The 21,975-nt window shown below is 71.7% G+C and carries 25 protein-coding genes; 11 read left to right on the top strand and 14 right to left on the bottom strand.

All coding sequences use genetic code 11. The features are described from left to right. Positions 1–43 precede the first annotated feature (43 nt). Together MTP13_RS11850 and MTP13_RS11845 are read right to left on the bottom strand one after the other, a co-directional pair. Entirely contained in the window at positions 44–682 is a 639-nt protein-coding gene (locus MTP13_RS11850) for a hypothetical protein (RefSeq protein ID WP_243567954.1), read from the bottom strand. Positions 683–716: 34 nt separating this feature from the next. Continuing rightward, positions 717–1,586, bottom strand: a complete 870-nt coding sequence (locus tag MTP13_RS11845) for an LLM class flavin-dependent oxidoreductase (RefSeq protein WP_243567953.1) — start codon at positions 1,584–1,586, stop codon at positions 717–719. Positions 1,587–1,686: 100 nt separating this feature from the next. On the opposite strand from MTP13_RS11845, the gene MTP13_RS11840 reads away from it, so the two are divergent. Beyond that, positions 1,687–2,340 carry a biliverdin-producing heme oxygenase gene (locus MTP13_RS11840; RefSeq protein WP_243567952.1) on the top strand — a complete coding sequence of 218 codons (654 nt, stop codon included), beginning with the start codon at positions 1,687–1,689 and terminating at the stop codon, positions 2,338–2,340. A 156-nt stretch (positions 2,341–2,496) separates the two neighbouring features. After that, positions 2,497–3,243 carry a DedA family protein gene (locus MTP13_RS11835; protein ID WP_243570820.1) on the top strand — a complete coding sequence of 249 codons (747 nt, stop codon included), beginning with the start codon at positions 2,497–2,499 and terminating at the stop codon, positions 3,241–3,243. Positions 3,244–3,404: 161 nt separating this feature from the next. Here MTP13_RS11835 and MTP13_RS11830 read toward each other — a convergent pair whose 3' ends face one another. Beyond that, positions 3,405–3,824, bottom strand: a complete 420-nt coding sequence (locus MTP13_RS11830; protein ID WP_243567951.1) for a MarR family winged helix-turn-helix transcriptional regulator — start codon at positions 3,822–3,824, stop codon at positions 3,405–3,407. Positions 3,825–3,887: 63 nt separating this feature from the next. Between MTP13_RS11830 and MTP13_RS11825 the strand changes: the two genes are divergently transcribed. Continuing rightward, positions 3,888–4,307: a hypothetical protein gene (locus tag MTP13_RS11825; RefSeq protein ID WP_243567950.1), complete on the top strand. Its 420-nt coding sequence runs from the start codon at positions 3,888–3,890 to the stop codon at positions 4,305–4,307. Here the strand turns inward: MTP13_RS11825 and MTP13_RS11820 are convergent. The 4 genes from MTP13_RS11820 to murI all read right to left on the bottom strand — a co-directional run bounded on the left by MTP13_RS11820 (position 4,304) and on the right by murI (position 7,527). After that, positions 4,304–5,230 (bottom strand): cation diffusion facilitator family transporter, encoded by a 927-nt coding sequence (locus MTP13_RS11820; protein WP_243567949.1) that lies wholly within the window; start codon positions 5,228–5,230, stop codon positions 4,304–4,306. The two genes, MTP13_RS11825 and MTP13_RS11820, sit on opposite strands and share 4 nt — an antisense overlap. Positions 5,231–5,294: 64 nt before the next feature. Beyond that, positions 5,295–5,930 carry an RdgB/HAM1 family non-canonical purine NTP pyrophosphatase gene (rdgB, locus tag MTP13_RS11815; RefSeq protein ID WP_243567948.1) on the bottom strand — a complete coding sequence of 212 codons (636 nt, stop codon included), beginning with the start codon at positions 5,928–5,930 and terminating at the stop codon, positions 5,295–5,297. Further along, positions 5,927–6,691, bottom strand: coding sequence for a ribonuclease PH (gene rph / locus MTP13_RS11810; protein WP_243567947.1), 765 nt, complete (start codon positions 6,689–6,691; stop codon positions 5,927–5,929). The genes rdgB and rph overlap by 4 nt, the downstream gene beginning before the upstream one ends. Next, positions 6,688–7,527, bottom strand: a complete 840-nt coding sequence (gene murI, locus MTP13_RS11805; RefSeq protein ID WP_243567946.1) for a glutamate racemase — start codon at positions 7,525–7,527, stop codon at positions 6,688–6,690. Before murI ends, rph begins: the two co-directional genes overlap by 4 nt. Positions 7,528–7,620: 93 nt before the next feature. Here murI and MTP13_RS11800 point away from each other — a divergent pair, with 93 nt between their 5' ends. Next, a complete protein-coding gene (locus MTP13_RS11800) occupies positions 7,621–8,940 on the top strand; it encodes a nicotinate phosphoribosyltransferase (protein WP_243567945.1) in 1,320 nt (439 codons plus the stop codon). 30 nt (positions 8,941–8,970) lie between these two features. On the opposite strand, the gene MTP13_RS11795 is transcribed toward MTP13_RS11800, so the two are convergent. Both MTP13_RS11795 and MTP13_RS11790 read right to left on the bottom strand, forming a co-directional pair. Beyond that, positions 8,971–9,258, bottom strand: a complete 288-nt coding sequence (locus tag MTP13_RS11795; protein ID WP_243567944.1) for a DUF3039 domain-containing protein — start codon at positions 9,256–9,258, stop codon at positions 8,971–8,973. Positions 9,259–9,287: 29 nt separating this feature from the next. Continuing rightward, positions 9,288–9,755 carry a GtrA family protein gene (locus MTP13_RS11790; RefSeq protein WP_243567943.1) on the bottom strand — a complete coding sequence of 156 codons (468 nt, stop codon included), beginning with the start codon at positions 9,753–9,755 and terminating at the stop codon, positions 9,288–9,290. A 65-nt stretch (positions 9,756–9,820) separates the two neighbouring features. On the opposite strand from MTP13_RS11790, the gene MTP13_RS11785 reads away from it, so the two are divergent. Further along, positions 9,821–10,606, top strand: a complete 786-nt coding sequence (locus MTP13_RS11785) for a glycosyltransferase family 2 protein (protein ID WP_243567942.1) — start codon at positions 9,821–9,823, stop codon at positions 10,604–10,606. Beyond that, positions 10,603–12,093 carry a hypothetical protein gene (locus MTP13_RS11780; protein ID WP_243567941.1) on the top strand — a complete coding sequence of 497 codons (1,491 nt, stop codon included), beginning with the start codon at positions 10,603–10,605 and terminating at the stop codon, positions 12,091–12,093. Before MTP13_RS11785 ends, MTP13_RS11780 begins: the two co-directional genes overlap by 4 nt. Positions 12,094–12,136: 43 nt before the next feature. Here the strand turns inward: MTP13_RS11780 and MTP13_RS11775 are convergent, their stop codons facing one another. Together MTP13_RS11775 and MTP13_RS18290 are read right to left on the bottom strand one after the other, a co-directional pair. Next, a complete protein-coding gene (locus tag MTP13_RS11775) occupies positions 12,137–13,711 on the bottom strand; it encodes a hypothetical protein (RefSeq protein ID WP_243567940.1) in 1,575 nt (524 codons plus the stop codon). Next, entirely contained in the window at positions 13,687–15,345 is a 1,659-nt protein-coding gene (locus MTP13_RS18290) for an ABC transporter ATP-binding protein (protein ID WP_424221777.1), read from the bottom strand. Before MTP13_RS18290 ends, MTP13_RS11775 begins: the two co-directional genes overlap by 25 nt. A 273-nt stretch (positions 15,346–15,618) precedes the next feature. Here MTP13_RS18290 and MTP13_RS11765 point away from each other — a divergent pair, with 273 nt between their 5' ends. Continuing rightward, positions 15,619–16,311: a phosphocholine cytidylyltransferase family protein gene (locus MTP13_RS11765; protein WP_243567939.1), complete on the top strand. Its 693-nt coding sequence runs from the start codon at positions 15,619–15,621 to the stop codon at positions 16,309–16,311. Between the two features lie 106 nt (positions 16,312–16,417). On the opposite strand, the gene MTP13_RS11760 is transcribed toward MTP13_RS11765, so the two are convergent. Next, positions 16,418–16,966, bottom strand: coding sequence for an ECF transporter S component (locus tag MTP13_RS11760; protein ID WP_243567938.1), 549 nt, complete (start codon positions 16,964–16,966; stop codon positions 16,418–16,420). Positions 16,967–17,064: 98 nt separating this feature from the next. On the opposite strand from MTP13_RS11760, the gene MTP13_RS11755 reads away from it, so the two are divergent. Together MTP13_RS11755 and MTP13_RS11750 are read left to right on the top strand one after the other, a co-directional pair. Then, positions 17,065–17,847, top strand: a complete 783-nt coding sequence (locus tag MTP13_RS11755) for an ABC transporter permease (RefSeq protein WP_243570818.1) — start codon at positions 17,065–17,067, stop codon at positions 17,845–17,847. Next, on the top strand, positions 17,847–18,635 hold the full coding sequence (locus tag MTP13_RS11750) for an ABC transporter ATP-binding protein (protein ID WP_243567937.1): 789 nt from the start codon (positions 17,847–17,849) through the stop codon (positions 18,633–18,635). Before MTP13_RS11755 ends, MTP13_RS11750 begins: the two co-directional genes overlap by 1 nt. Positions 18,636–18,671: 36 nt before the next feature. On the opposite strand, the gene thrC is transcribed toward MTP13_RS11750, so the two are convergent. Next, positions 18,672–20,096 carry a threonine synthase gene (gene thrC, locus MTP13_RS11745; RefSeq protein WP_243567936.1) on the bottom strand — a complete coding sequence of 475 codons (1,425 nt, stop codon included), beginning with the start codon at positions 20,094–20,096 and terminating at the stop codon, positions 18,672–18,674. Positions 20,097–20,212: 116 nt separating this feature from the next. Between thrC and MTP13_RS11740 the strand changes: the two genes are divergently transcribed. Both MTP13_RS11740 and MTP13_RS11735 read left to right on the top strand, forming a co-directional pair. Continuing rightward, positions 20,213–21,175: a hypothetical protein gene (locus tag MTP13_RS11740; RefSeq protein ID WP_243567935.1), complete on the top strand. Its 963-nt coding sequence runs from the start codon at positions 20,213–20,215 to the stop codon at positions 21,173–21,175. An 85-nt stretch (positions 21,176–21,260) separates the two neighbouring features. Further along, on the top strand, positions 21,261–21,578 hold the full coding sequence (locus MTP13_RS11735) for a hypothetical protein (protein WP_243567934.1): 318 nt from the start codon (positions 21,261–21,263) through the stop codon (positions 21,576–21,578). Between the two features lie 32 nt (positions 21,579–21,610). Here the strand turns inward: MTP13_RS11735 and MTP13_RS11730 are convergent, their stop codons facing one another. Further along, positions 21,611–21,910: a helix-turn-helix domain-containing protein gene (locus MTP13_RS11730; RefSeq protein WP_243567933.1), complete on the bottom strand. Its 300-nt coding sequence runs from the start codon at positions 21,908–21,910 to the stop codon at positions 21,611–21,613. Between the last annotated feature and the right edge of the window lie 65 nt (positions 21,911–21,975).

Genomic DNA, 21,975 nt, shown 5'->3' with positions numbered 1-21,975 from the left:
GTGTGTGCTTTCGTGCGAAGTGGGAGATGGAAGCGTGCGCCGATCAGACGGCGCCGACTCCGCACGGCGGCCCGCGGCGCACCACGACGGCGGCGAGGCGCTGCAGACCGGCGGGCCGGCGCGGCGGCTCCGGCCGGCGCAGCACGGCTCGGGATGCGCCGACGACCGGCACGACGAGCAGGGCGACGGCGACGAGGATGCCGCGTGCCGCCCGCACGAGCGCCCGCACCGCTCGGTCGGCCAGCGCGATGCTGGCGACCGCGAGCACGGCCGCGGCGAGGTGCGCGAGCGGCATGGCCGCACCGAAGTGGTCGCCGTGGCCCAGCTGGCCGGTGCCCGCGACGGCGAGCCAAGCGTCACGGCTGACGGCCCCGGCCGCGCCATGCAGCGCGTGCGGGTCGGCGCCCGCGACGATGCCGCTCGGCGAACTCCCCGCGGAGAGCGAGAACGTGATGTGCAGCGCGAGCTGCGCCGCGACCGCCGCGATCGCGGCCCCTGGCCAGCGTGCACCGCGACCGACCATGAGAATGCCGAACGGCACCGAGAACGCGAGGGCCACCGCGAGGGCGATGACGCCGGGCGGGCTGCCCCCGCCGATGGTATGCGCGAGCGAGGCGAGCAGGGTCGACGAAGACGCGACCAGGAGTCCCCGCGTGGTGCGGGCGGCGCGCGCGCTGTGCACGAACACCGAGCCTAGCCGCCCACGCGCCGCTCGTTCAGCCCACGGGCGGGCCCGCGGCGATGCGCGCCCGCGCGTACTGCTCGATCTGCTCGGCGGGGACCGACCAGTCGGTGTCGAGCCACCAGCTCGCCCCCGCCTCGGCCCACGGCTGGACGACCGCGGCATCCGCCGCAGGATCGACCCCGCCCGTCGTGCCCTCCTGCACCCAGTCGAACGGCCGCTCGGCGAGCCCGAGCCGCTCGCGCTCGGCGAGCAGCCACTCATAGGCCTCGCGACCGATCTCGGGAGTGAACACCCGCTGCTGCGTGTCGGGACCCGCGACTCCCTCGCCGGGCGGCGCATAGTTCGGGAGCCAGCCGTCGAGGCGTGCCACCCGGCGCATCGACTTCATGCGGGGCCAGAGCCCGACCGCCCAAATCGGCACGCCGGGCTGCTGCACGGTCGGGGGCGGCAGCATCTCGTCGGTGCGGCGCACGGTGTAGTGCCGGCCCTCGTACGCGAAGGGCTCGCCCCGCCACAGCTCGGGCAGCAGTTCGAGCGTCTCGTCGAGCTGCTCGGCACGCACGCGCCGCCCCGGGTCGTGCTCGAAGATCCAGAACCGCGCTTCGACCTCTTCGGGCACGCCGAGTCCGGCGGAGAGCACCACTCGACCCTTCGAGAGCCGATCGACCGTCATGGTCTGGCCCGCGAGCTCCCACGGCCGGCGGCGCGGCACCGGCGTCAGCATCGTGCCGAGACGGATCGACGAGGTGCGCACCGCGGCAGCGGCGAGGATGGCCCAGGGATCCGGCGCCCAGATGCCCTCCCACACGAAGAAGCCGTGCCAGCCGTGCTGCTCGGCGAGCTCGGCGAGCTCCACCGCGAGCTCGGGATCGGTGCCGGGGAAGATGAATCCGTAGCGCATGCGCTGAAGCTATCTCCCGCCGCCGACACCCGGATGCGATCCGCAGTTTCGCAGGGTAAGGTAAACCTTGCCTTTCCTTTCGAGAAACCCGAGGGTCACCATGTCGACTGCTACGCCCGCCATCGACCGCGAGACCGCCGCCGAGCCCCTCGACGTCGCCGCCCTCGTCCGTGCCGCTTCGGCCGACGACCACCGCGCGACCGAGACCCGCGGCTTCATCGTGGAACTGATGCGCGGCGAGCGCTCGCTCGACGACTACACGCGCTACCTCGCCCAGCTCGCCTGGATCTACGAGGCCCTCGAGGCCCGCGGCATCCGCACCGACGACCCCGCCGTCTTCGACCCCGCCCTCGCCCGGATGGCGGCGATCGACGCCGACCTGGCGGCGCTCGGCGCCCCCGACTGGCGCGAGACGCACCCGGCGCTCCCCGCCACCGCCGACTACGCGGCGCACCTCCGCAGCCTCGCCGACGACGACGTCCGCTACCTCGCCCACCACTACACGCGCTACCTGGGCGACCTCTCCGGCGGCCAGGCGATCGCCGCCCTCGTGGCCCGTCACTACGGCGCCACCCCCGAGCAGCTCGGCTTCTACGCCTTCGACCTCGAGGGCGGTCCGGTGCAGTACAAGCGCCGCTACCGCACCGCGATGAACGAGCTCGGCCTCGAGGCCGAAGAGGTCGACGCACTCATCGCCGAGGTGCGTGCATCGTTCCGCTTCAACGGCGCGATCTTCGAGGCGCTCGACGCCTGATCGCCCGCCGTCATACGACGGGATGACCCCGCACCCCTACGACGGGATGATTTCCCACCGCGCACCCGGCTGGCGGCCGCGCGGCGTGGGTAGACTGCATCGACACTGCACGCCGTGGCACGTCGACCCGTGCCCGACGACTGGAGCTTTCCCGTGATGCACACCGCCCTCATCCCCTGGCTCGACCCGGAGAACATCATCGCCGCGGCCGGCCCCTGGGCGCTCGTCGTCGTGTGCCTGATCGTCTTCGCCGAGACCGGCCTGCTCGTCGGCTTCCTGCTGCCGGGCGACACGCTGCTCATCATCTCGGGCCTGCTGACGCACACGAGCCTGGTCTTCGGCGTCGACATCTGGTGGGTGTGCCTCGCGATCGGCCTCGCCGCCTTCGTCGGCGGCGAAGTCGGCTATCTGATCGGGCACAAGTTCGGCCCCCGCATCTTCGAACGGAAAGAATCCGGGCTGTTCAGCGTGAAGAACGTCGAACGCACGAACGCCTTCTTCGACCGCTTCGGCGCGCTCGCGGTCATCCTCGCGCGGTTCGTGCCGATCGTGCGCACCTTCACGCCCGTCGCCGCGGGCGTCGGCCACATGAACTACCGCAAGTACACGCTCTACAACCTGATCGGTGCGCTCATCTGGGGCGTCGGCCTGACCTACTTCGGCTTCCTGATCGGCTACATCCCGCCGGTCGCGAACTTCGTGCAGAGCTACATCGACGTCATCCTCATCGGCGCCGTCGTGCTCACGCTCATCCCGACGCTCTGGCACTACTTCCAGTCGTCCCGCAAGGCGAAGCGCGCCGCTGCGGCCGGCGAGGACGTCGTCACCGACGAGGCCGAGGCGGAGCACCTCGTGCTCGACCAGGACGTGTTCGAGCGCGGCCCGCGCCACGAGGAGCAGTAACCCCGGACCGAGCCCGAGCGCAGACGGCTCGAAAGGGTCGATGTGCGACGCCAACGGCGATCCGCCGAGGCCGCCGTGCCGCAATCCGACCCTCTCGAGGTGAGGTGGCGCGGGGCGAGGTGAGGTGAGGCGCGGCAGGGGCGGGATGCCGCAGCGGCCGCTCAGGGACGGGCGAGCCGTTCGAGCAACGCGAGCAGCGTGCTGCGCTCCTGCGTCGTCAGCCCCCCGAACACCGCCTCCTGCACCTCCGCGATGACGTCGGCCGAACGTTCGGCTGCGCGTCGCCCCTCGTCGCTCAGCGATACCAGCTGTCGGCGACCGTGACCGGGATCCCGCTCGCGCGACACCAATCCGCGGTCCTCGAGGGCCCGCACGGTGTGCGTGACGTCCCGGGCGTCGAGCGCCGCGGCGGCGCCGAGTTCCGTCTGACTCAACTGTTCGGCGGCGGCGAGCACGGAGAGGCAGCGGTACTCGTAGCCGTTGACGCCTGCCCGCGCGAGTGCCGCATGCAGCACCTGATGAGACCGAGTCGCAGCGGAGCTGAGCACCCATGTCGGGAGGGCAGTGAAGTCGGAGGTCACGTCGTTGCTTTCTCTTGGTATTACCAATACAGTCTTGGTTCTACCAACATACTAGGAGAGCCCATGCCATCCCTGCGCCCCCTCCCGACCGCGATCGGCGCCACCGAGAACGCCTTGCGCGAACTCCTCGCTCGAGTCCTGTCACCCACCGCGATTCCGGGGTACGCCGGCTGGATCGCCCTCAATACCCTCAGCGTCGCCGATGCGCACGGCGACTGGCGGCAGCGGGCCGCAGCCGTGCTCAGGACCGACTCGGGCGAGCTCGCGGCGGTGCTCGCCGAGCTGCGGGCCGCGGGACTCCTCGACGAGGAGGAGCGACCGACGGCGGCGGGCGCCGCCGAGCTCAGCGCCGCACGAGCGGCGGTCGCCGCGACGACACTGCGGCTCGTCGAGGGCGTCGACGAGACCGAGCAGGAGACGACGCGCCGCGTGCTCGACACGATCCGCCGAAGGGCGGACGAGCTGCTCTCCTCGGACGCCTAACGGTGCGAGCCCTGCTCCTGCTCGGCGCGGCCGGCGGGCTCCAGCTGGAACGTGGAGTGCGCGACGTCGAAGTGCGCGGTGAGGCATCCGCCGAGCTCGTCGAGCAGCTCGCCCGTGCGGCCCGACTCGAACACCTCGGGCTCGACCTCCACATGCGCCGTGAACACCGGCTGCCCCGAGGTGATCTGCCAGACGTGCACGTCGTGGACCGCCACGACGCCGCGCGTGCGGAGGATGTGCTCGCGGATCTCGGCCACATCGGTATCGGCGGGCGCGGACTCGCTCAGCACGTGCGCGACGTCGCGCAGCAGGATCAGCGCCCGCGGGATGATCAGGGCCGCGATCGCGAGGGAGGCGATGGGGTCGGCGGCGCTCCAGCCGGTCAGCAGGATGACGATCGCCGCGACGATGACGAGGGCCGAGCCGATCGTGTCACCGAGCACCTCGAGGTAGGCGCCGCGCAGGTTGATCGAGTCCTTCGCCCCGCTGCGGAGCACGAGCATCGCCGCGATGTTCGCGGCGAGACCCAGGATCGCGACGACGAGCATGAGCCCGCCCTGCACCTCGTGCGCCTCGCCCTCGGCGCCGGAGATCAGCCGCCCGATCGCACTGATCGCGACGGTCACCGCGACGCCCATGAGGATCAGCCCGTTCACGAGCGCTCCGAACACCTCGAAGCGTCGGAAGCCGTACGTCTGCCGGTCGGTCGCGGGCCGGGCCGCCACGATCGCCGCCACGAGCGCCACGATCAGGCCGAGCAGGTCGCTCGCCATGTGGCCGGCGTCGGCGAGCAGCGCGAGCGAGCCGCTCAGCAGGCCGCCGACCAGCTGCGCGACGAGGAACGCGCCGATGATCGCGATCGCGACGATGAGTCGCGTGCGGTTCGCCCCCTGGGCGTGGTCGTGGGAGTGATCGTGTGCCATCACTTCGAGCTTAGGTGAGAATTCCCTGGTCAGCCCAAGATAGAAGTGGGAATGAATAGCGTTCTCAGCGGAGCGTCGCCGCGACCCGCTCGAGCTCGGGGATGAGCGCCTCGAAGGCCCGCGCCCGGTGGCTGATCGCGTTCTTCTGCTCCGGCAGCAGCTCCGCCGCGGTGATCTCGTGCCCCTCGGGTTCGAACACCGGGTCGTAGCCGAAGCCGTGCGAGCCGCGGGGCTCGTAGGCCACCTGGCCCGGCCAGGTGCCGTCGACGACGATCTCGACCGGCTCCCCGGTATCGGCGAGCGCGGCCGGCACGACGAGGGCGATGGTGCAGTGGAAGGATGCCGCACGGTTCGGTCGGCGCACGTCGGCGAGCTGCGCGAGCAGCAGCGTGCGGTTCGCCTCGTCGCCCGCCCCGTGCCCCGCCCAGCGGGCGGAGAAGATGCCGGGCGAGCCGCCCATGACGTCGACCGCGATGCCCGAGTCGTCGGCGAGCGCGATGCGCCCCGTGTGCTCGGCCGCGGCGCGCGCCTTGATCAGGGCGTTCGCGGCGAAGCTCGTGCCGTCCTCCACGGGTTCGGGCCCGTCGTAGGCGAGCACCCGCAGCTGCGGCATCCGCTCCCCCAGGATCCGCTGGAACTCCGCGACCTTGTGCGCGTTGTGCGTCGCGAGCACGACCTCGAGCGCGTCGGTGCCGCTCACGCGCCGGCCGCCTCGAGGCCCGCGGCGAGCGCGGCCACCTGGAGCGCGGCCAGCTCGGCGTTGCCGCCGAGAGCGAGATCGAGGAGCGCGTCGAGCTCGCGGCGGTCGAACGGCGCCCCCTCGGCGGTGCCCTGCACCTCGACGAAGAGCCCGCGGCCGGTGGCGACGACGTTCATGTCGGTCTCGGCGCGGACGTCCTCGACGTAGGCGAGGTCGAGCATGGGCGTGCCGTCGATGATGCCGACCGAGACGGCCGAGACGGTATCGATGAGGGGCGTCGACTTCTGCCCGATGAACTTCTTGCTGCGGGCCCACTCGACCGCGTCGGCGAGCGCCACGTAGGCGCCAGTGATCGCGGCCGTGCGGGTGCCGCCGTCGGCCTGCAGCACGTCGCAGTCGATGACCACGGTGTTCTCGCCGAGCGCCTTCGTGTCGATGACGGCGCGGAGGCTCCGGCCGATGAGCCGGCTGATCTCGTGCGTGCGGCCGCCGATGCGGCCCTTGACCGACTCACGGTCGTTGCGGGTGTTCGTCGCGCGCGGCAGCATCGAGTACTCCGCGGTGACCCAGCCGGTGCCCTTGCCCGTGAGCCAGCGCGGGACGCCGTTCGTGAAGCTCGCGGTGCAGAGCACCTTCGTGCCGCCGAAGGAGATCAGCGCGCTGCCCTCGGCGTGCGCGCTCCAGCCGCGTTCGATGGTGACCTCGCGGAGCTGGTCCGGCGTGCGCCCGTCGGCGCGGACGATGGCTGAGGTGTCGGTCACGAGGATCTCCATTCGGAACGGTGCGGCAGGGCGATCGAGCCGGTCTGCACGAGCTCGACGCTCGGGATCTCCGGACCGATGAGGCGGTTGGCGAGGTCGAGGAAGGCGCTCGTGGACTCCCCCGTGGCCTCGTAGCGGTGCGTCGGCGGCGTGCCGGCGCGGCGCTCGGTGCCCGTCGAGACGAGCACCCGGTAGACGTCGTTGGCGGTCTCGACGTCGCTGGAGACGAGGGTGACGCCCTCGCCCATGACGTACGAGATCGCCCCCTTCAGGAAGGGGTAGTGGGTGCAGCCGAGCACGAGGGTGTCGATGTCGGCGCGCTTCAGCGGCGCCAGGTACTCCTCGGCGACCGAGAGCACCTCCTCGCCGGTCGTCACCCCGGCCTCGACGAACTCGACGAAGCGCGGGCAGGCCTGGCTGAACAGCTGCAGATGGGGCGCGGCGGCGAAGGCGTCGTCGTAGGCGCGGGACTGCACGGTGCCGGCCGTGCCGATGACCCCCACCCGCCCGGACTTGGTCGCGGCGACCGCACGGCGCACGGCCGGCTGGATGACCTCGACGACGGGCACCTCGTACCGCTCGCGAGCGTCGCGGAGCATGGCGGCGGAGGCCGTGTTGCAGGCGATGACGAGCATCTTCACGCCCTGGGCGACGAGGTCGTCGAGCACCGCGAGCGCGTAGCGGCGCACCTCGGCGATCGGCTTCGGCCCATAGGGCGAGTGCTCGAGGTCGCCGACGTAGAGGATCGACTCGTTCGGCAGCTGATCCTTCACCGCCCGGGCGACGGTGAGCCCGCCGACCCCAGAGTCGAAGATCCCGATCGGCGCGTCCGTCACGAGGACCAAGCTTAGGCGAGCGGCGCGCGCGGCGCTGCGCCGCGGGCAGTGGATGCCTCGGCATCCCCCGCCCGAACAACTAGGCTCTCCTTCGTGACCGGCTCAGCTGCGCTCTTCACCGACCGCTACGAACTCACCATGGTGGACGCCGCCCTCCTCGACGGCACCGCCCACCGGGAATCGCTCTTCGAGGCCTTCGCGAGGCGTCTGCCCGACGGCCGCCGCTACGGCGTCGTCGCGGGCACCGGCCGACTGCTCGAACTCATCGAGCGCTTCCGCTTCGAGGACGCCGAGCTCGAGTGGCTCCGCGAGCACGAGGTCGTACGGCCGGCGACCCTCGACTGGCTCGCCGACTACCGCTTCACGGGCGACGTGTGGGGCTACCGCGAGGGCGAGGCGTACTTCCCCGGCTCTCCCCTGCTGACGATCCAGGCCAGCTTCGCCGAGGCGGTCATGCTCGAGACGCTCGTGCTGTCGACGCTGAACTACGACTCCTCCGTGGCGAGCGCGGCCGCGCGGATGGTGTCCGTGGCGCTCGGCCGCCCGCTCGCCGAGATGGGTTCGCGGCGCACCAACGAGCGCTCGGCCGTCGCCGCCGCCCGCGCCGCCTACATCGCCGGCTTCGACGCCACCTCGAACCTCGAGGCGGGCCGCACCTGGGGCATCCCGACCATGGGCACCGCGGCGCACGCGTTCACCCTGCTGCACGATACGGAGGAGCAGGCCTTCCGCGCGCAGGTGGACGCCTTCGGCCCCTCCACGACGCTCCTGGTGGACACGTACGACATCGCCCGAGGTGTGGAGCTCGCCGTCGCGGTCGCCGGCCCCGAGCTCGGCGCGGTCCGCATCGACTCCGGCGACCTGCCGACCGTCGTCGCCGCGGTCCGGGAACAGCTCGACTCGCTCGGCGCGGTGAACACGAAGATCACCGTCACGAGCGACCTCGACGAGTTCACGATCGCCGGGCTCTCCGGCGCACCGGTCGACTCCTACGGCGTCGGCACGTCCGTCGTCACGGGCTCCGGCTTCCCGGCCGCCGGCATGGTCTACAAGCTCGTCGCGCGGCGCGACGACGCCGGGGAGTGGATCCCGGTCGCGAAGGCGTCGTCGCAGAAGGCGAGCGTCGGCGGCCGCAAGAACGCGGCCCGACGACTCGACTCGACGCGGACGGCGCGCGAGGAACTCGTTTTCGTCGGCGACGGTCCGGCCGGCGAAGCCGAGTTCGAGGCCGGCGACGAACTGCGGCCGCTGATGGTGCAGCTGATGGATGGCGGCGCCGCGGATGCCGCGCATCTCGGTCGTGCGGGCACCGAGGCCGCCCGGGCGCACCGCGCCACGGTCATGCAGGAGCTGCCGATCGAGGCGTTCCGGCTCGGGCGCGGCGAGGCCGTCATCCCGACGAACTACCGCTGAGCCGGTCGGCGCCTCGCCGTCGGCGGAGCGCTACGCGCCGCGCATCTTCTCGTAGATCGCCTTGCAGGCCGGGCAGACCGGGAACTTCTCGGGGTCGCGGCCCGGCGTCCACTTCTTGCCGCAGAGCGCTTTGACCGGCTTGCCGGTGATCGCGGACTCGAGGATCTTGTCCTTCGGCACGTAGTGCGAGAAGCGCTCGTGATCGCCGGGCTCGATGAGCTCCTCTTCGAGGAGCTTCTCGAGCTCACGGTCGAGGACGTCGGTGCCGCCTCCTGGCTGGCCGGGGTCGGCGATGCTCGCGCGCACGGGCTGGATCATGCGCTCGATTCTACGCGCGCTGAGCGGCACTAGGGCCGGTCGGCGGGTCCGGCGGCCGGCGCCGGCGCGGCTCGGAACACGATCCGGTGATAGAGCACGAAGCGCACGAGGACGATGATCGCGATGCTCACGAGGTTGACCACGTTGACGGCGACCGCGCCGGGCTCCCTGCCGAGCGCGAGCTGGGCGATGCCGACGCCCGCCCAGACGATCGCCGCCCCGAGCGCCGTGCACACGAGGTTCGCGAGGACGAAGAGGACCAGCTCGCTCACCCGACCCCGACGATCGCGGTGGCGGAAGGTCCACTCGCGGTTGCCGATGTACGCGTTCACGAGGGCGACGAGCGAGGCGATGATCTTCGCCCAGACCACATCCCAGCCCCAGGCGAAGACCAGGAGGTTGAACACCCCCACCTCGATGAGGGTGCTCACCGCGCCGACGACGAGGAATCGACTGCCGAGTGCGGCGAGTCGACGTAGGCGTGAACGGAATTCCATGGCCACACTAGGGTACTGGCCACGGGCGTTCGTTCGACCGCGGCACCCGGAGAGAGGACCCGAGCATGCCGGTAGCCCACCTCGTCATCGCGATGCCCGCCTACAACGAGGCGGAAGGCATCCGCGGCTTCATCGACGAGGTGCGCCAGCAGCTCGCCCCCATCGCGAGCAGGCTGACCTTCGTCATCGCCGACGACCGCTCGACCGACGGCACGGCCGAAACGCTCGCCGAACTCGACGATGTGGTGGTGCAGCGTCAGCCGGCGAACCGCGGCCACGGCCCCACCGCGCTCGCGGCCTACCGCGCGGGGCTCGCCCTCGAACCCGACGTGCTCGTGCACGTCGACGGCGACGGGCAGTTCCTGGGACCGGACTTCGTCCGGCTCGTCGCGGCACTGCTCGAGGAGGACGCGGACGTCGTGCACGGCGTCCGCGGCGGTCGGACCGACCCGTGGTACCGCCGGATCCTGACGGCCGCGGTGAGCGTGCTCGTCGCACTCGCCGCGAGCCGGCGCATCCCGGACGTCAACACGCCGTTGCGAGCGTACCGGCCCGCCGCACTGCAGGTCCTCGTCGCCGCGGTGCCGCAGGAGGCGACCGTTCCGCACGTGCACTTCTCCCTCGCCGAGGCACGCGGCGGCTTCGTCGTGCGCTACGTGCGGGTGCGGAGCATCCCCCGTCGTGGGGAATCGGCGACCGGGACCATGTGGGGCGGAGTCGGCCGAGTGACGCTCCCGCCGAAGCGCTTGCGCCGCTTCGCGGGCTCGGCGCTCCGGGAGCTCTGGTCGCTGTCGCTTCGACCGGGAGCCCCGCTCCGAGCCGTTCGGGCGCCGTCGGGGGCAGCTCGATGACCCTGGCGCGCACGATCGCGTTCTGGGTGCTCGCGGCGCTGCTCGCCGCGGCGCACGTGGTCGTCGCGCTGGACAGCCTCGTCGCCGCCCGGTTCTGGGAGGACGAGGCGTTCAACCTCACCGTCCCGCTCAACCTGCTCTCCGGGCTCGGCTACTCGAGTGACGGGGCACTGTCCGGATCGGAGATCACCCCGTTCGATCCGCGGATCTCCACCGGGCCGACCGTGCTGCTCCCGGTCGCCGCCGTGCTCGCGACCGGGATGGACCCGGTCCTCGGCGCCCGCCTCGTCCCCCTCGCGTTCTGGGCGCTGCTGCTCGCCGGCCTCTGGGTGCTCGGTCGCCGGATCGCCGGCCGGTGGGCGGCCCTGCTCGCCGTCGCGCTCCCGCTGGGCTTCGACACCACGGGTGGCTTCTCGCCGATCCAGGGCCCCGCCGACGTGCTCGGCGAGATCCCGGCCGCCGCGCTCATCGTGTGGGCGCTCGTCGTGCTCCCTCGGCGCGCGTGGCTCGCCGGGCTCCTCGTCGGCCTCGCGGTGCAGGCGAAATTCATCGCGCTCCTCGCCCTCCCGGCCTTCGCGGTGGCGATCTGGGCGCTCGCACCCGGCCGCGGCTGGCCGCGGATCGGCACCACCGCGAAGCGGGCGTGGCTGCCGCTCGTGATCGCGGGGCTGCCCAGCCTCGCGGTCGAGCTCGCCGCCCTCGTCTCGCTCGGCCCCTCGGGGTACGTCACGCACCTGCGGAACCTCTGGTACTTCGTCGCGAGCGGCGGGCAGAAGGGCGCGCACAGCACGGTCCTCGAGAAGCTCAGCGCCCTCGCCGACGCGTGGTTCGTGCCCGCCTGGGCGGTCGCGGTCCTCGCCCTGGCACTGCTCGGCCTCGTCATCGGCGGCTTCCTCGCCGAACGCCACCGCGGCCGCCGGGCGCCCGCCCTCGTCCGCGCGAATCTGCTCGCCGGCCTCGTCGGCCTCGGGGCGTTCGTCGGCTGGTGGGCGACGGCGAGCCACACCCCGCTCTGGGTGCGCCATCCCGCGGTCGGCGTCTTCGCCTTCGTCCCGGTGCTCGCCGTCATCGCGATCTGGGGCGGACGGACGCTGCTGCGAGCCCCCTCGGGAGCGCCCCCGTCGACACGATCCGCGCCGCGCACCACCGTCCGAATCGCCGCCGTCGCGCTCCTCGCCGTGCTCGGCCTCGGCACGGCAGCCGGCGCCCTCGGCCACGTCCGTCATTCCCTCGAACCGCGCCGCGAGACCCTCGCGGCGCAGCGGGCGGCAGTCGAACCGATCCGGGAGTGGGTCGACCGCACCGGGACGCCATGGCTGGCCGCGCAGCCCTGGGGTGCGGCGGTCTCGGCGATCGTGCTCTCCGGGGCGCACGTCGGCCTCTTCGATGCCCCGGCGATGGACGGTGTCCCGCGGGTCACGGGCGAGAGCTGCGCGACCGAGGTGCTCGCCGAGGGGCGGGGCTACCGGGTGTGCGCCGCCCCCTGACCCGAGCAACCTGCGCGGCCGGACGCCCTCGCGAGGGCTGCCCTCAGGCGCGAACGGCTGCGGCGACGATCTCCGGGCCGCGCCGGTCGAACACCCGCCCGCCGAGCCACACCCCGGCCACGAGCACGACGAGCCCGAGCACCGTGCCCGAGAGGAACGAGGCGAGGTGCCAGCTCGGATCCGAGAAGACGCCGAGCAGGGCGAAGGCGACGGCGGGCGCCGCGATGATCAGCGACCCGAACATCGTGATCGACTGCACGAGCGAGGACAGGCTGCCCGTCGACTGCGGCTGCTGGAAGGGGCTGTCGCCGGGCTTCACCGCCGGATAGGGGAAGCGCGCCGAGGTCACCGAGCCGATGCCCAGCCCCGAGAGCAGGAGCACGGTGGACACCCCGATGAGGGAGGGCAGCGGGCGCCAGTCGTCGAGCAGGAACACGGTCAGCGCGCTGCCGAGCGCGATCACGACGACGCCGAGCACGAGCACCGGGACCAGGCGGCCGAACCGGTCCGCGGTGCCGCGGACGCCGGACACGACGTGCAGCCAGATCGCGGTCGAGTCGTAGGCGGTGTCGTTGTGCAACGACCAGCCGAGCAGGAGGCACATGAGCGGCACCGGCGCGAGCCCGAGGTACTCCATGGGCACCCCGACGATGCTGAAGGCGATGATCAGGATGATCGGCGCGAGCGGCACCATGATGATCGAGACCCAGTACCGGGCGTCGCGGAACCAGTAGGTGAAGCTCCGCGCGGCGACCGCACCGGTGGGGTTCTGCGGCAGCCGGTCGAACCAGCCGAGCCCGCGGTAGCTCTTCGAGGTCCCCTCGCGGCCGGGCGTCACGAGCATCGTCTCGACGAGTCGGATCCAGCCGAGTCCGAGCAGCGCGAGCGTGGCCGCCGCGATGAGGAGCTTCAGGACGGCCGGGCCCCAGTCGCCGTTCGCGGCGTCTCCGGGCACCGCGAACGCGGCGCCGAGCGGCGTCCAGCTGAGCCAGGCCCCGAGCCCCTCGAGCACCTGCCGACCGTCGCGCGCCCAGTCGACGGTCGTCAGGGCGACGAAGACGGGCGAGGCCGCCACGATGAGCAGCAGTCCGAGGACGCCGGTCAGCTCGCGCGCACGCCGGGTGGCGAGCAGGAAGGAGGCGACCGCTGCGGCGACGCGGGCGAGCAGCAGGCACGTCGCGAAGGCGAGCGCCGCCGAGAGGATCGCGAGGAGGGTCTCGCCCACCCCGCGCGACCAGGTGACGATGCTGCCGAGCAGCACGATGCCGAGCACGAGCGCCGGGATGCCGATGAGGGCGGAGACGGCGAGCGAGATCGCGAGGCGCCGTCCGGGGATGCCGAACAGGGCGAACCTGCGCGGGTCCATCGTGTCGTCGACGCCGAAGATGAGCGGGAAGACGATGAATCCGACCACCGTCGCCGAACCGGCCACGACCAGCGCGTCGCGGATGACCGCGACGTCGTCGACGAAGCGCAGGCCGACGAGCGCGAAGAAGAGCAGCCCCGCGATGCCGAGCCCGTAGACGAGCCCCACGATGATTCCGACGACCTGCCAGGGGCTGCGTCGGAAGATGTTGGCGAGGAGGCGCAGCTTCAGTCGGAGAAACTGTGCAACCATTCCATGCCTTCCGCAGCCTTGCGCCCACCGGCGAGCGCGACGAATCGATCTTCGAGGGTCTCGCCCTGGCGCACCTCGTCGAGGGTGCCGGCGGCGAGCACCTTGCCGCCGACGACGACCGCGACCGAGTCGCAGACGCGCTCGATGAGGTCCATGCCGTGGCTCGAGAGCACGACCGTGCCACCGCCTGCGACGTAGCGCTCGAGGATCTCGGTCAGATTCGCCGCCGAGACGGGATCGACGGACTCGAACGGCTCGTCGAGCACGAGCAGGCGCGGCGAGTGGATCATCGCGCAGGCGAGCGCGATCTTCTTGGTCATGCCGGCGGAGTAGTCGGCGACCAGGCGATCGACGGCGTCCTCGAGTCCGAATGCGGCGATGAGGTCGGCGCTGCGTTCGCGCACCGTGCGCGCGTCGAGGCCGCGGAGCGTGCCCGAGTAGTGCAGCAGCTGGCCGCCGGTCAGGCGGTCGAAGAGCCGCAGCCGGTCCGGCAGCACGCCGGTCGCGCGCTTGGCCGCCTCGGGGTCGGCCCACGCGTCGATGTCGTGGATGCGAACGGTGCCCTCGTCGGGACGGAGCAGGCCCGTGACCATCGAGAGCGTCGTCGTCTTGCCTGCGCCGTTCGGGCCGACGACGCCGAAGAACGAGCCCGCCCGCACCTGCAGGGAGATGTGATCGACGGCGGTCTTCTCGCCGAAGCGCTTCACGAGCGCGTCCACCACGAGCACACGGTCGGCGCTCTCGGGCGGGGCCTTCCGGGCGACGCGGAGCGTGCGCTTCTTGCGGCTCGCCTTCTTCGTCGGCGCCGGGATGACGGCGACCGCGACGTCGGCGGCCCGCTCCGCGGTCGACTCCTCGGCAGCGGACTCCTGCACGACCCGCTCACGGGTCTCCTCGTCGACGCTGTCGTCGACGGGCGCCGGGTCGGCTACGGGCAGCCGCTCCTGCGTCTCCTCGTCGATCGCGCCCGTCTCGACGACCGTGTCGCCCTCGACGATCGCCTCGGCGATCGCGACGACCTCGGGCGCTGCGGCTGGCGTCTGCTCCGCAGCAGCACCGGCGTCGACGTTCGCGGCGGCGTCCGCTGCCTTCTTCGGGCGCTCGGCGGCCGTGGTATCGGTGGCGACCGCGGCGGCGGCCCGCAGCGCCTGGCGCTTCGCGGTCACGCTGCTCGCCGACCGCGAACGCGCCGCCGAGCTCGCCTTCGCCGCGTCCTTCTCGGCGCTCTTCGCGGCGCGCGCAGCGCTCGCCGAACTCGCGCGCTCGGCCGCGCCGCGGCTCGACGCGCTGCGCGAGGCGCTCGAGCGCTTCGACGCGGTCGCGGGCTCGGCTTCCGTCGCGGTCTCGTCGCCGCGCTGCTCCTGCTCGGCCTTCGCGGCCTCCGCCTTGCGCGCGGCGCGCGTGGCCGCGGCACGCTTCGCGGCGGCCGAGCGCGCTGCGCTCTTCGCCGCGGCGTCGGCGGGTGCCGCGGTGGAGGCGGCCGTCTTCGCGCGGGACGGGGCGCGCTTCGCGGACCCCTTCGCCCGCCCGGGCGCGCCGGACGTCGACTCCCCATCACCGAGCTGCTCGGGCACCCCCGTGCCGGTGCCTTCGGGAGCCTCGTCGTTCGGATCGGAGCGAGAAACGGAAGTCACCAGGCCAACCTACCAACTGCATGGCCCGGTTCCGTGCCCCGGGCCCGCCCAGAGCCACCTCCGGAAACTGTGCATTCCCTGTGCGGCGTATCACGATCGCACTACGACTCCCCCGCGGATCCCGCCCCGGACGGGTGACAGCGGATACGCTGGTTCCGGCATAACGGCGTGTCCCAATGTGAACTTCCGGGTGAACCGAAGGCGAACACGAGGTTTCGATCCCGCGGATCGAGACCGGTCGCCGCGGGCATCCGCACCACCGAAGGAGATGCAGTGACCACGCAGATCGTGATCCTCGCAGCCGGCATGGGGAGCCGGCTCGGGCGTTCCCTCCCCAAGCCGCTGACCGAACTCGGCGACGGCCGCACCATCATGCGGCAGCAGTTCGACAACATCGGCCACGCCTTCGGCGGCGACGCCGACGTAACGATCGTCGTCGGCTACAAGCTCGAGCACATCATCGAGGCGTTCCCGCAGGCCTCCTTCGTCTACAACGAGGAGTACGACCAGACGAACACCTCGAAGTCGCTCATGCGCGCCCTGCAGGCGTCGCAAAGCGGCGGCGTGCTCTGGATGAACGGCGACGTCGTCTTCGACCCGCGCATCCTCGACCGCGCCGTCGCGCTGATCGCCCGCGATCAGTCCTTCGTCACGGTGAACACGGCGAAGGTGTCCGACGAAGAGGTGAAGTACACGACCACCGCCGAGGGCTACATCAAGGAGCTCTCGAAGACCGTCAAGGGCGGACTCGGCGAGGCCGTCGGCATCAACTACATCTCCAGCCGCGACAAGGCCACGTTCCTCGCCCAGCTGCAGCGCGTGGGCGCGCAGGACTACTTCGAACGCGGCCTCGAGCTCGCGATCGAGCAGAACGGCCTGCTCATCGAGCCGATGGACGTCTCCGACCTCTACGCGGTCGAGATCGACTTCGCGGAAGACCTGGAGCGCGCGAACCACTTCGTGTGATCCGGAACGCTGCGTCCTGCAGCATCACAGCGACACGGGGCGGATGCCGAACGGCATCCGCCCCGTGTGTTCCGTTGCAGGGGGCTGACGAGTCCGCGGAGTCCGGCTACCGCAGCCCGCGGGCGACGCCCGCACGCTCGAGCTGGAGCGCGATGATCCGCCCGATCCAGGTGAAGAGCACCGGACTGCCGACGTAGAGCGGCAGCGCGATCGCCCACATCCAGGCCGGGAAGTGCTCGCCGCCGAGCGCGAGGTACACGACGACCGCGATGACGACCCCGGAGGTCAGCCCCGAGGCGTAGTAGAGCCACGGCTCCCACCGGCGGTAGCGCGTGAGCAGGAACGGCAGCTCGACGAGCACGCCGACGAGCAGCGCGGTGCCGATCAGCCGCGGCAGCCACTGCGGGGCGAACGCCGCACCGACGAGCCCGGCGATGAGCCCGGCGAGCAGCGCGGTGCCCGGCCGGCGCAGCAGCGCGAAGGCGACGACGCTCGGCAGGAAGTGCACGCCGATCGTCACGCCGTAGAACATCGGGCCGATCGCGGCGAGCACGAGCGCGAGATAGCCGGAGCCGCCGGCGACGACCCCGCCGGCCACGCCGATCGCGGCGCAGCTCAGGAGGATCCGGGTACTGGTGCTGGTGCGAGTGGCCACCCTCCAAATCTACCGCCGGCCTGCGCCGGACGGTTCTCCCGGCGAACGCCTCTACGATGAGAGGCGTGACTGCAGCGACCACCGACGTCGGGGGCGACGTGCATCCGCCGCGGCGGAAGCCGTTCGCCAGCTACCGGCATTCCCTGTGGCTCCTCACCACCCGCGACCTGAAGGTGCGGTACTCGACGTCCGCGCTCGGCTACGTCTGGTCCGTGCTCGACCCGCTGGTGATGGCGGGCATCTACTGGTTCGTGTTCACCCAGGTCTTCGAGCGCTCGGCCGGCTTCGCGCCGTACATCGTCTTCCTGTTGAGCGCGCTCCTGCCCTGGATGTGGTTCAACGGCTCGGTCTCCGACTCCACCCGCGCGTTCTTGAAGGACGCGAAGCTCGTGCGGTCGACGATGATCCCGCGCACGATCTGGGTGAACCGCATCGTGCTGTCGAAGGGCATCGAGTTCGTCTTCGCCCTGCCGGTGCTCGCGCTCTTCGCGGTCCTCTTCGGCGCCGCACCGAGCTGGGAGATCGTCTTCTTCCCGCTCGCGATCGTGCTCCAGGCGGTGCTCACCGCGGGCATCTGCCTCATCGTGGCGCCGCTGGTGGTGTTCTTCCGCGATCTGGAGCGAGCGGTGAAGCTCATCCTGCGCTTCCTGTTCTACGCGACGCCGATCATCTATGCGACGACGGACCTGCCGGGCGGCGTGCAGTTCTGGGCCGCGTTCAACCCGCTCTCCGGGATCTTCTCGCTCTATCGCGCCGCGTTCTTCCCGCAGCAGCTGATCTGGTTCGAGGTGCTGATCTCGGCGCTGATGTCGATCGCGTTCCTCGTCGTCGGCCTCCTCGTGTTCCGCGCCTCCGAGCGCCAGATGCTGAAGGAGATCTGATGACGCACTCCGTCACCGCCGACGGCACCACCGGTGACGTGCCGGGCTCGGGCGGCTTCGCCATCCGCGTCGCCTCCCTCGGCGTGAGGTTCCGGCGCAACCGCCGGGGCCGCCGTTCGTTCAAGGACCTGCTCGCCGGCCGCAAGCGCCGCACCCGCCCGGGCGAGTTCTGGGCCCTCCGCAACGTGTCCTTCGACGTTCGCCCCGGCGAGGCGATCGGCGTGGTCGGGCGCAACGGCCAGGGCAAATCGACGCTGCTGAAGCTCGTGGCCGGCGTGCTGCTCCCCGACGAGGGCTCCGTCACCGTCGCGGGCGGCGTCGCACCCCTCATCGAGATCACCGGCGGCTTCGTCGACGACCTCACGGTGCGCGACAACGTCTACCTCACCGCGGGCCTGCACGGCATGTCGAAGGCGCAGATCGACGCGAAGTTCGACGAGGTCATCGACTTCGCTGAGATCGGCGACTTCCTCGACACCCCGTACAAGCACCTGTCGAGCGGCATGAAGGTGCGAATCGCGTTCGCGGTGATCTCGCAGCTCGAGGAGCCGATCATGCTCGTCGACGAGGTGCTCGCCGTGGGCGACAAGGCGTTCCGCGAGAAGTGCTACCGGCGGATCGACGAGCTGCTCGCCGGCGGCCGGACGCTCTTCTTCGTCTCGCACAACGAGCGCGACCTGCGTCGCTTCTGCACGCGCGGCCTCTACCTCGACGGCGGCAAGCTCGTGCTCGACTCCACGATCGACGCCGTGCTCGACCGCTACAACGCGGAGCACGCGAGCCGCTGACGCACGAGCGGTGCCGCACGGCCGGAGCGGCGCGGCTCAGCGGGCCGCGTCGCGCGCGATGAGGTTCCGGATGGCGACCGCGTCGTTCGCCACCTCGACGACGTGCTGCGGGGCCTCCAGGAGCGCCGTGAGCTCCTCGGGGAGCTCCGCCGGAGCTCCGATCGCCTCGGCGACGATCTCGGGGAACTTCTGCGGCTTGGCGGTCTCGAGCACGAGCATCGGGATGCCGGGCTCCAGGTACCGGGTGGCGACGGCGAGTCCGTCGGCCGTGTGCGGGTCGACCACCACCCCGGTCGCGCGATGCGTCTCGCGAATGGTCGCCACGCGCTCGGCGTGCGTGCTGGAGCCGCTCACGATGCCGAACTCCTCGGCGAAACGCGGCTGCTCGGACGCGAGGTCGAGCACGCCGTCGCGCTCGAGCCCGCTCCAGCGGTCGCGGAGCGCCTCCGGATCGCGGCCGACGACCTCGAAGACGAAACGCTCGAGGTTCGACGCCCGCGAGATGTCCATCGACGGGCTCGACGTCGCGAAGGTCGACTCCCCCGTGCGCGGCCGGTACACGCCCGTACGGAAGAACTCGTCGAGCACGTTGTTCTCGTTCGTGGCGAGCACGAGCCGATGGATCGGCAGCCCCATTCGGCGGGCGAGCCAGCCCGAGAAGATGTTGCCGAAGTTGCCGGACGGGACGGTGATCGACACGCGGTGCGCGGCACGGTGCTCGGGCTCGACGGGGTCGCTGTGCCGCAGCCACGCCCAGAAGTAGTAGACGAGCTGAGCCGCGATCCGGGCGAAGTTGATCGAGTTGACCGCGCCGAGCCGGTGCTCGCGCTTGAAGGCGGTGTCGCCCGCGATGACCTTCACGAGGTGCTGGCAGTCGTCGAAGTCGCCCGCGACGGCGATGTTGTGGATGTTCTCGTCGGTGAGCGAGTACATCTGCGCGCGCTGGAAGGCGCTCATCCGCCCCTGCGGCGAGAGCATGAAGACCGAGACCCCGTGCTTGCCGCGCAGCGCGTACTCGGCCGCGGAGCCGGTATCGCCGGAGGTCGCTCCGAGGATGTTCAGCGTGGCGCCGCGGGCGGTGAGCTCGTGCTCGAGGAGCTGGCCGAGGAACTGCATCGCCATGTCCTTGAAGGCGAGCGTCGGCCCCTCGGAGAGCCCCACGAGCGTCACCTCGCCGAGCGGCGTGAGCGGCACGATGGGGTCGCCGCCGAACACGGCCGGATCGTAGGCGGCCCGGCAGATGCGTGCGAGCTCCTCGGCCGGGATGCCGCTCGCGTACCGGCCGATGACCTGGGTCGCGAGACCCGCGTAGTCGAGGCTCCGCCACTCCTCGAGCTCGTCGGCGGTGACCGTGGGAACGAGCTCGGGAACGACGAGGCCGCCATCCGGCGCGAGGCCCTCGATGAGGATCTCGGTGAACAGGGCGGGCGACAGCCCGCCGCGGGTCGAGCGGTACTTCACGAGACTCCTGCGGGTCGACGAGACGCTGAGCTTCGATCGTATCGGGCCCGCGGAGCGGCGACGAATGCGTGACACCGTCAGGCGGTCGCCCAGGCGCGTGCACGTACAATCGCTGCATGCCCGAGCGCGTGCACCGGATCACCTCGATGGGGCGGGACACCCCGAGCGAGTCGCCCGCGAGCGACGACGCGGCGCCGCCGCAGGACGAGGGCCGGGCGCACGGCGTCGAGCGCACCATCGACCGCGTTCTCGCCATCCACCGCCCCGTCGTGCTGGCGCACCTGCGCGGCATCCGTCGCCGCTCCCCGCAGGCCACGCCCGATCAGCTCGTCCGCATCCTCGAGCGGCGCTACCTCGCCGCGGTCACCACCGGCGGGGCCGCCGTCGGCGCGACGGCCGTGATCCCCGGCATCTCCACGGGCATCACGCTGGCCCTCTCCGGCGTCGAGACCGCCGGCTTCCTCGAGGCGACCGCGCTGTTCGCGCAGTCGGTCGCGGAGGTGCACGGCATCCCCGTGGACAACCCGGAGCGCGCGCGAGCGCTCGTGATGACCCTCATGCTCGGCAGCGAGGGCAGCGACCTCATCCGCCAGTTCGCCGCGCAGGCGAGCGGCACCGGGGTCGCCCGCAGCGCGTACTGGGGCGAGCTCATCACGAACACCCTGCCGAAGGCGGTGATGGGAACCGTCGTCGACCGCCTGCGAGCCACCTTCGTGAAGCAGTTCGCCGTGCGCGGCGGCGCCGGCTTCATCGGCAAAGCGCTCCCCTTCGGCATCGGCGCCGCGGTCGGCGGCGTCGGCAACCATGTGCTCGGCCGACGGGTGCTCGCCCAGTCGCGGCTCGCCTTCGGGGCTGCGCCGCCGAGCGTCCCGTCCGAGCTCGAGCCGCGCGGCGACGAACCGATGCTCACCTCGGCCGGCCGGCGGCTCGCGGGCGCGGCCGGCGCAGTCGGGCGGGCGGCGGGACGGCCGTTCACCCGGCTCACGAGCGCGCGACCGCGCCGCGAACCGGACGAGGCGCCGGACGGGCTCGACGAGGCGACCCCGTCGTCGAGCGCCGAGGGCGAGCCCCGCGCCTGAGCGATGCGTCGCGGGGGCTGCTCCGCGTCGGTGGTTCCGGGTACCGTGACGGTGTCGTGCCGCATCCCCGACCCGAGGAGGAGCCATGCCGCACGGGGCCCGGCCCGTGGCCGTCGACGCCCACCCCGTCCCTTCACCCATCGCCTACCGCGTGCCCTGGCAGATCGATCGCAGCCGAGCGCCGTGGTACGCCCTGCACAACACCGGCGACGAGCCGGCGCATGGCGTGCACCTCTCGCTCTTCGGCGATGGCCGGCTGCTCTGGCAGCCGCTGCTGCGGGTCGAGCCCGGCGAGCACGTCTCGTTCGTCGTCCGCGCCGATGATCCGGCGCGCGACTGCGTCGCAGTGCTGCGGTGGTTCCGCACGAGCGGCGAGGAGTATCTCTGGCGGATCGCGTTCTGACGGCCCGGGCGACGATGCCGCTCAGCGGCTGATCACTTGCTCCGCCGCTTGAGTTCATCGATCAGGTCGCGCACGTTGACCCGGTCGACGCCGGGCAGCTCCGCGAGCCCGATGCCCGCGAGCAGCTCGCCGGGATCGACGTCGAGCACTCCGGCGATGCGCACGATCGTGGACATGCGCGGGTTGGCCTGACCGCGCTCGATCTTGCCGAGGTTGGTGACGTGCATGTCGGCGAGGTGCGCGACCGTCTCCTGACTCACGCCGCGCTCGAGCCGGACCGCCTTCAGACGCTCGCCGAGGATCTGCGCAGCACGGGATTGGGGCTCAGGCATGCCTCCATGCCTATCCGCCCCGAGATCGCCAATCCAGTGTGCATTCACCTCCAGTGTTTCTACCT

It is taken from the genome of Agromyces soli (assembly GCF_022811605.1).
GTDB lineage: Bacteria > Actinomycetota > Actinomycetes > Actinomycetales > Microbacteriaceae > Agromyces > Agromyces soli.
The sequence above is the reverse complement of the archived record's forward strand: the minus strand, read 5'-3'. Positions and strand labels throughout refer to the sequence as shown.

Excerpts from the sequence above, each read along its gene's own strand:
- MTP13_RS11780 (WP_243567941.1), top strand. The coding sequence starts at position 10,603 with ATGACCCTGGCGCGCACGATCGCGTTCTGGGTGCTCGCGGCGCTGCTC.
- MTP13_RS11775 (WP_243567940.1), bottom strand. The coding sequence starts at position 13,711 with ATGGTTGCACAGTTTCTCCGACTGAAGCTGCGCCTCCTCGCCAACATC.
- MTP13_RS11825 (WP_243567950.1), top strand. The coding sequence starts at position 3,888 with ATGCCATCCCTGCGCCCCCTCCCGACCGCGATCGGCGCCACCGAGAAC.
- MTP13_RS11750 (WP_243567937.1), top strand. The coding sequence starts at position 17,847 with ATGACGCACTCCGTCACCGCCGACGGCACCACCGGTGACGTGCCGGGC.
- MTP13_RS11795 (WP_243567944.1), bottom strand. The coding sequence starts at position 9,258 with ATGATCCAGCCCGTGCGCGCGAGCATCGCCGACCCCGGCCAGCCAGGA.
- MTP13_RS11735 (WP_243567934.1), top strand. The coding sequence starts at position 21,261 with ATGCCGCACGGGGCCCGGCCCGTGGCCGTCGACGCCCACCCCGTCCCT.
- MTP13_RS11840 (WP_243567952.1), top strand. The coding sequence starts at position 1,687 with ATGTCGACTGCTACGCCCGCCATCGACCGCGAGACCGCCGCCGAGCCC.
- MTP13_RS11820 (WP_243567949.1), bottom strand. The coding sequence starts at position 5,230 with ATGGCACACGATCACTCCCACGACCACGCCCAGGGGGCGAACCGCACG.
- MTP13_RS11730 (WP_243567933.1), bottom strand. The coding sequence starts at position 21,910 with ATGCCTGAGCCCCAATCCCGTGCTGCGCAGATCCTCGGCGAGCGTCTG.
- MTP13_RS11740 (WP_243567935.1), top strand. The coding sequence starts at position 20,213 with ATGCCCGAGCGCGTGCACCGGATCACCTCGATGGGGCGGGACACCCCG.
- MTP13_RS11835 (WP_243570820.1), top strand. The coding sequence starts at position 2,497 with ATGCACACCGCCCTCATCCCCTGGCTCGACCCGGAGAACATCATCGCC.
- MTP13_RS11785 (WP_243567942.1), top strand. The coding sequence starts at position 9,821 with ATGCCGGTAGCCCACCTCGTCATCGCGATGCCCGCCTACAACGAGGCG.
- MTP13_RS11790 (WP_243567943.1), bottom strand. The coding sequence starts at position 9,755 with ATGGAATTCCGTTCACGCCTACGTCGACTCGCCGCACTCGGCAGTCGA.
- MTP13_RS11845 (WP_243567953.1), bottom strand. The coding sequence starts at position 1,586 with ATGCGCTACGGATTCATCTTCCCCGGCACCGATCCCGAGCTCGCGGTG.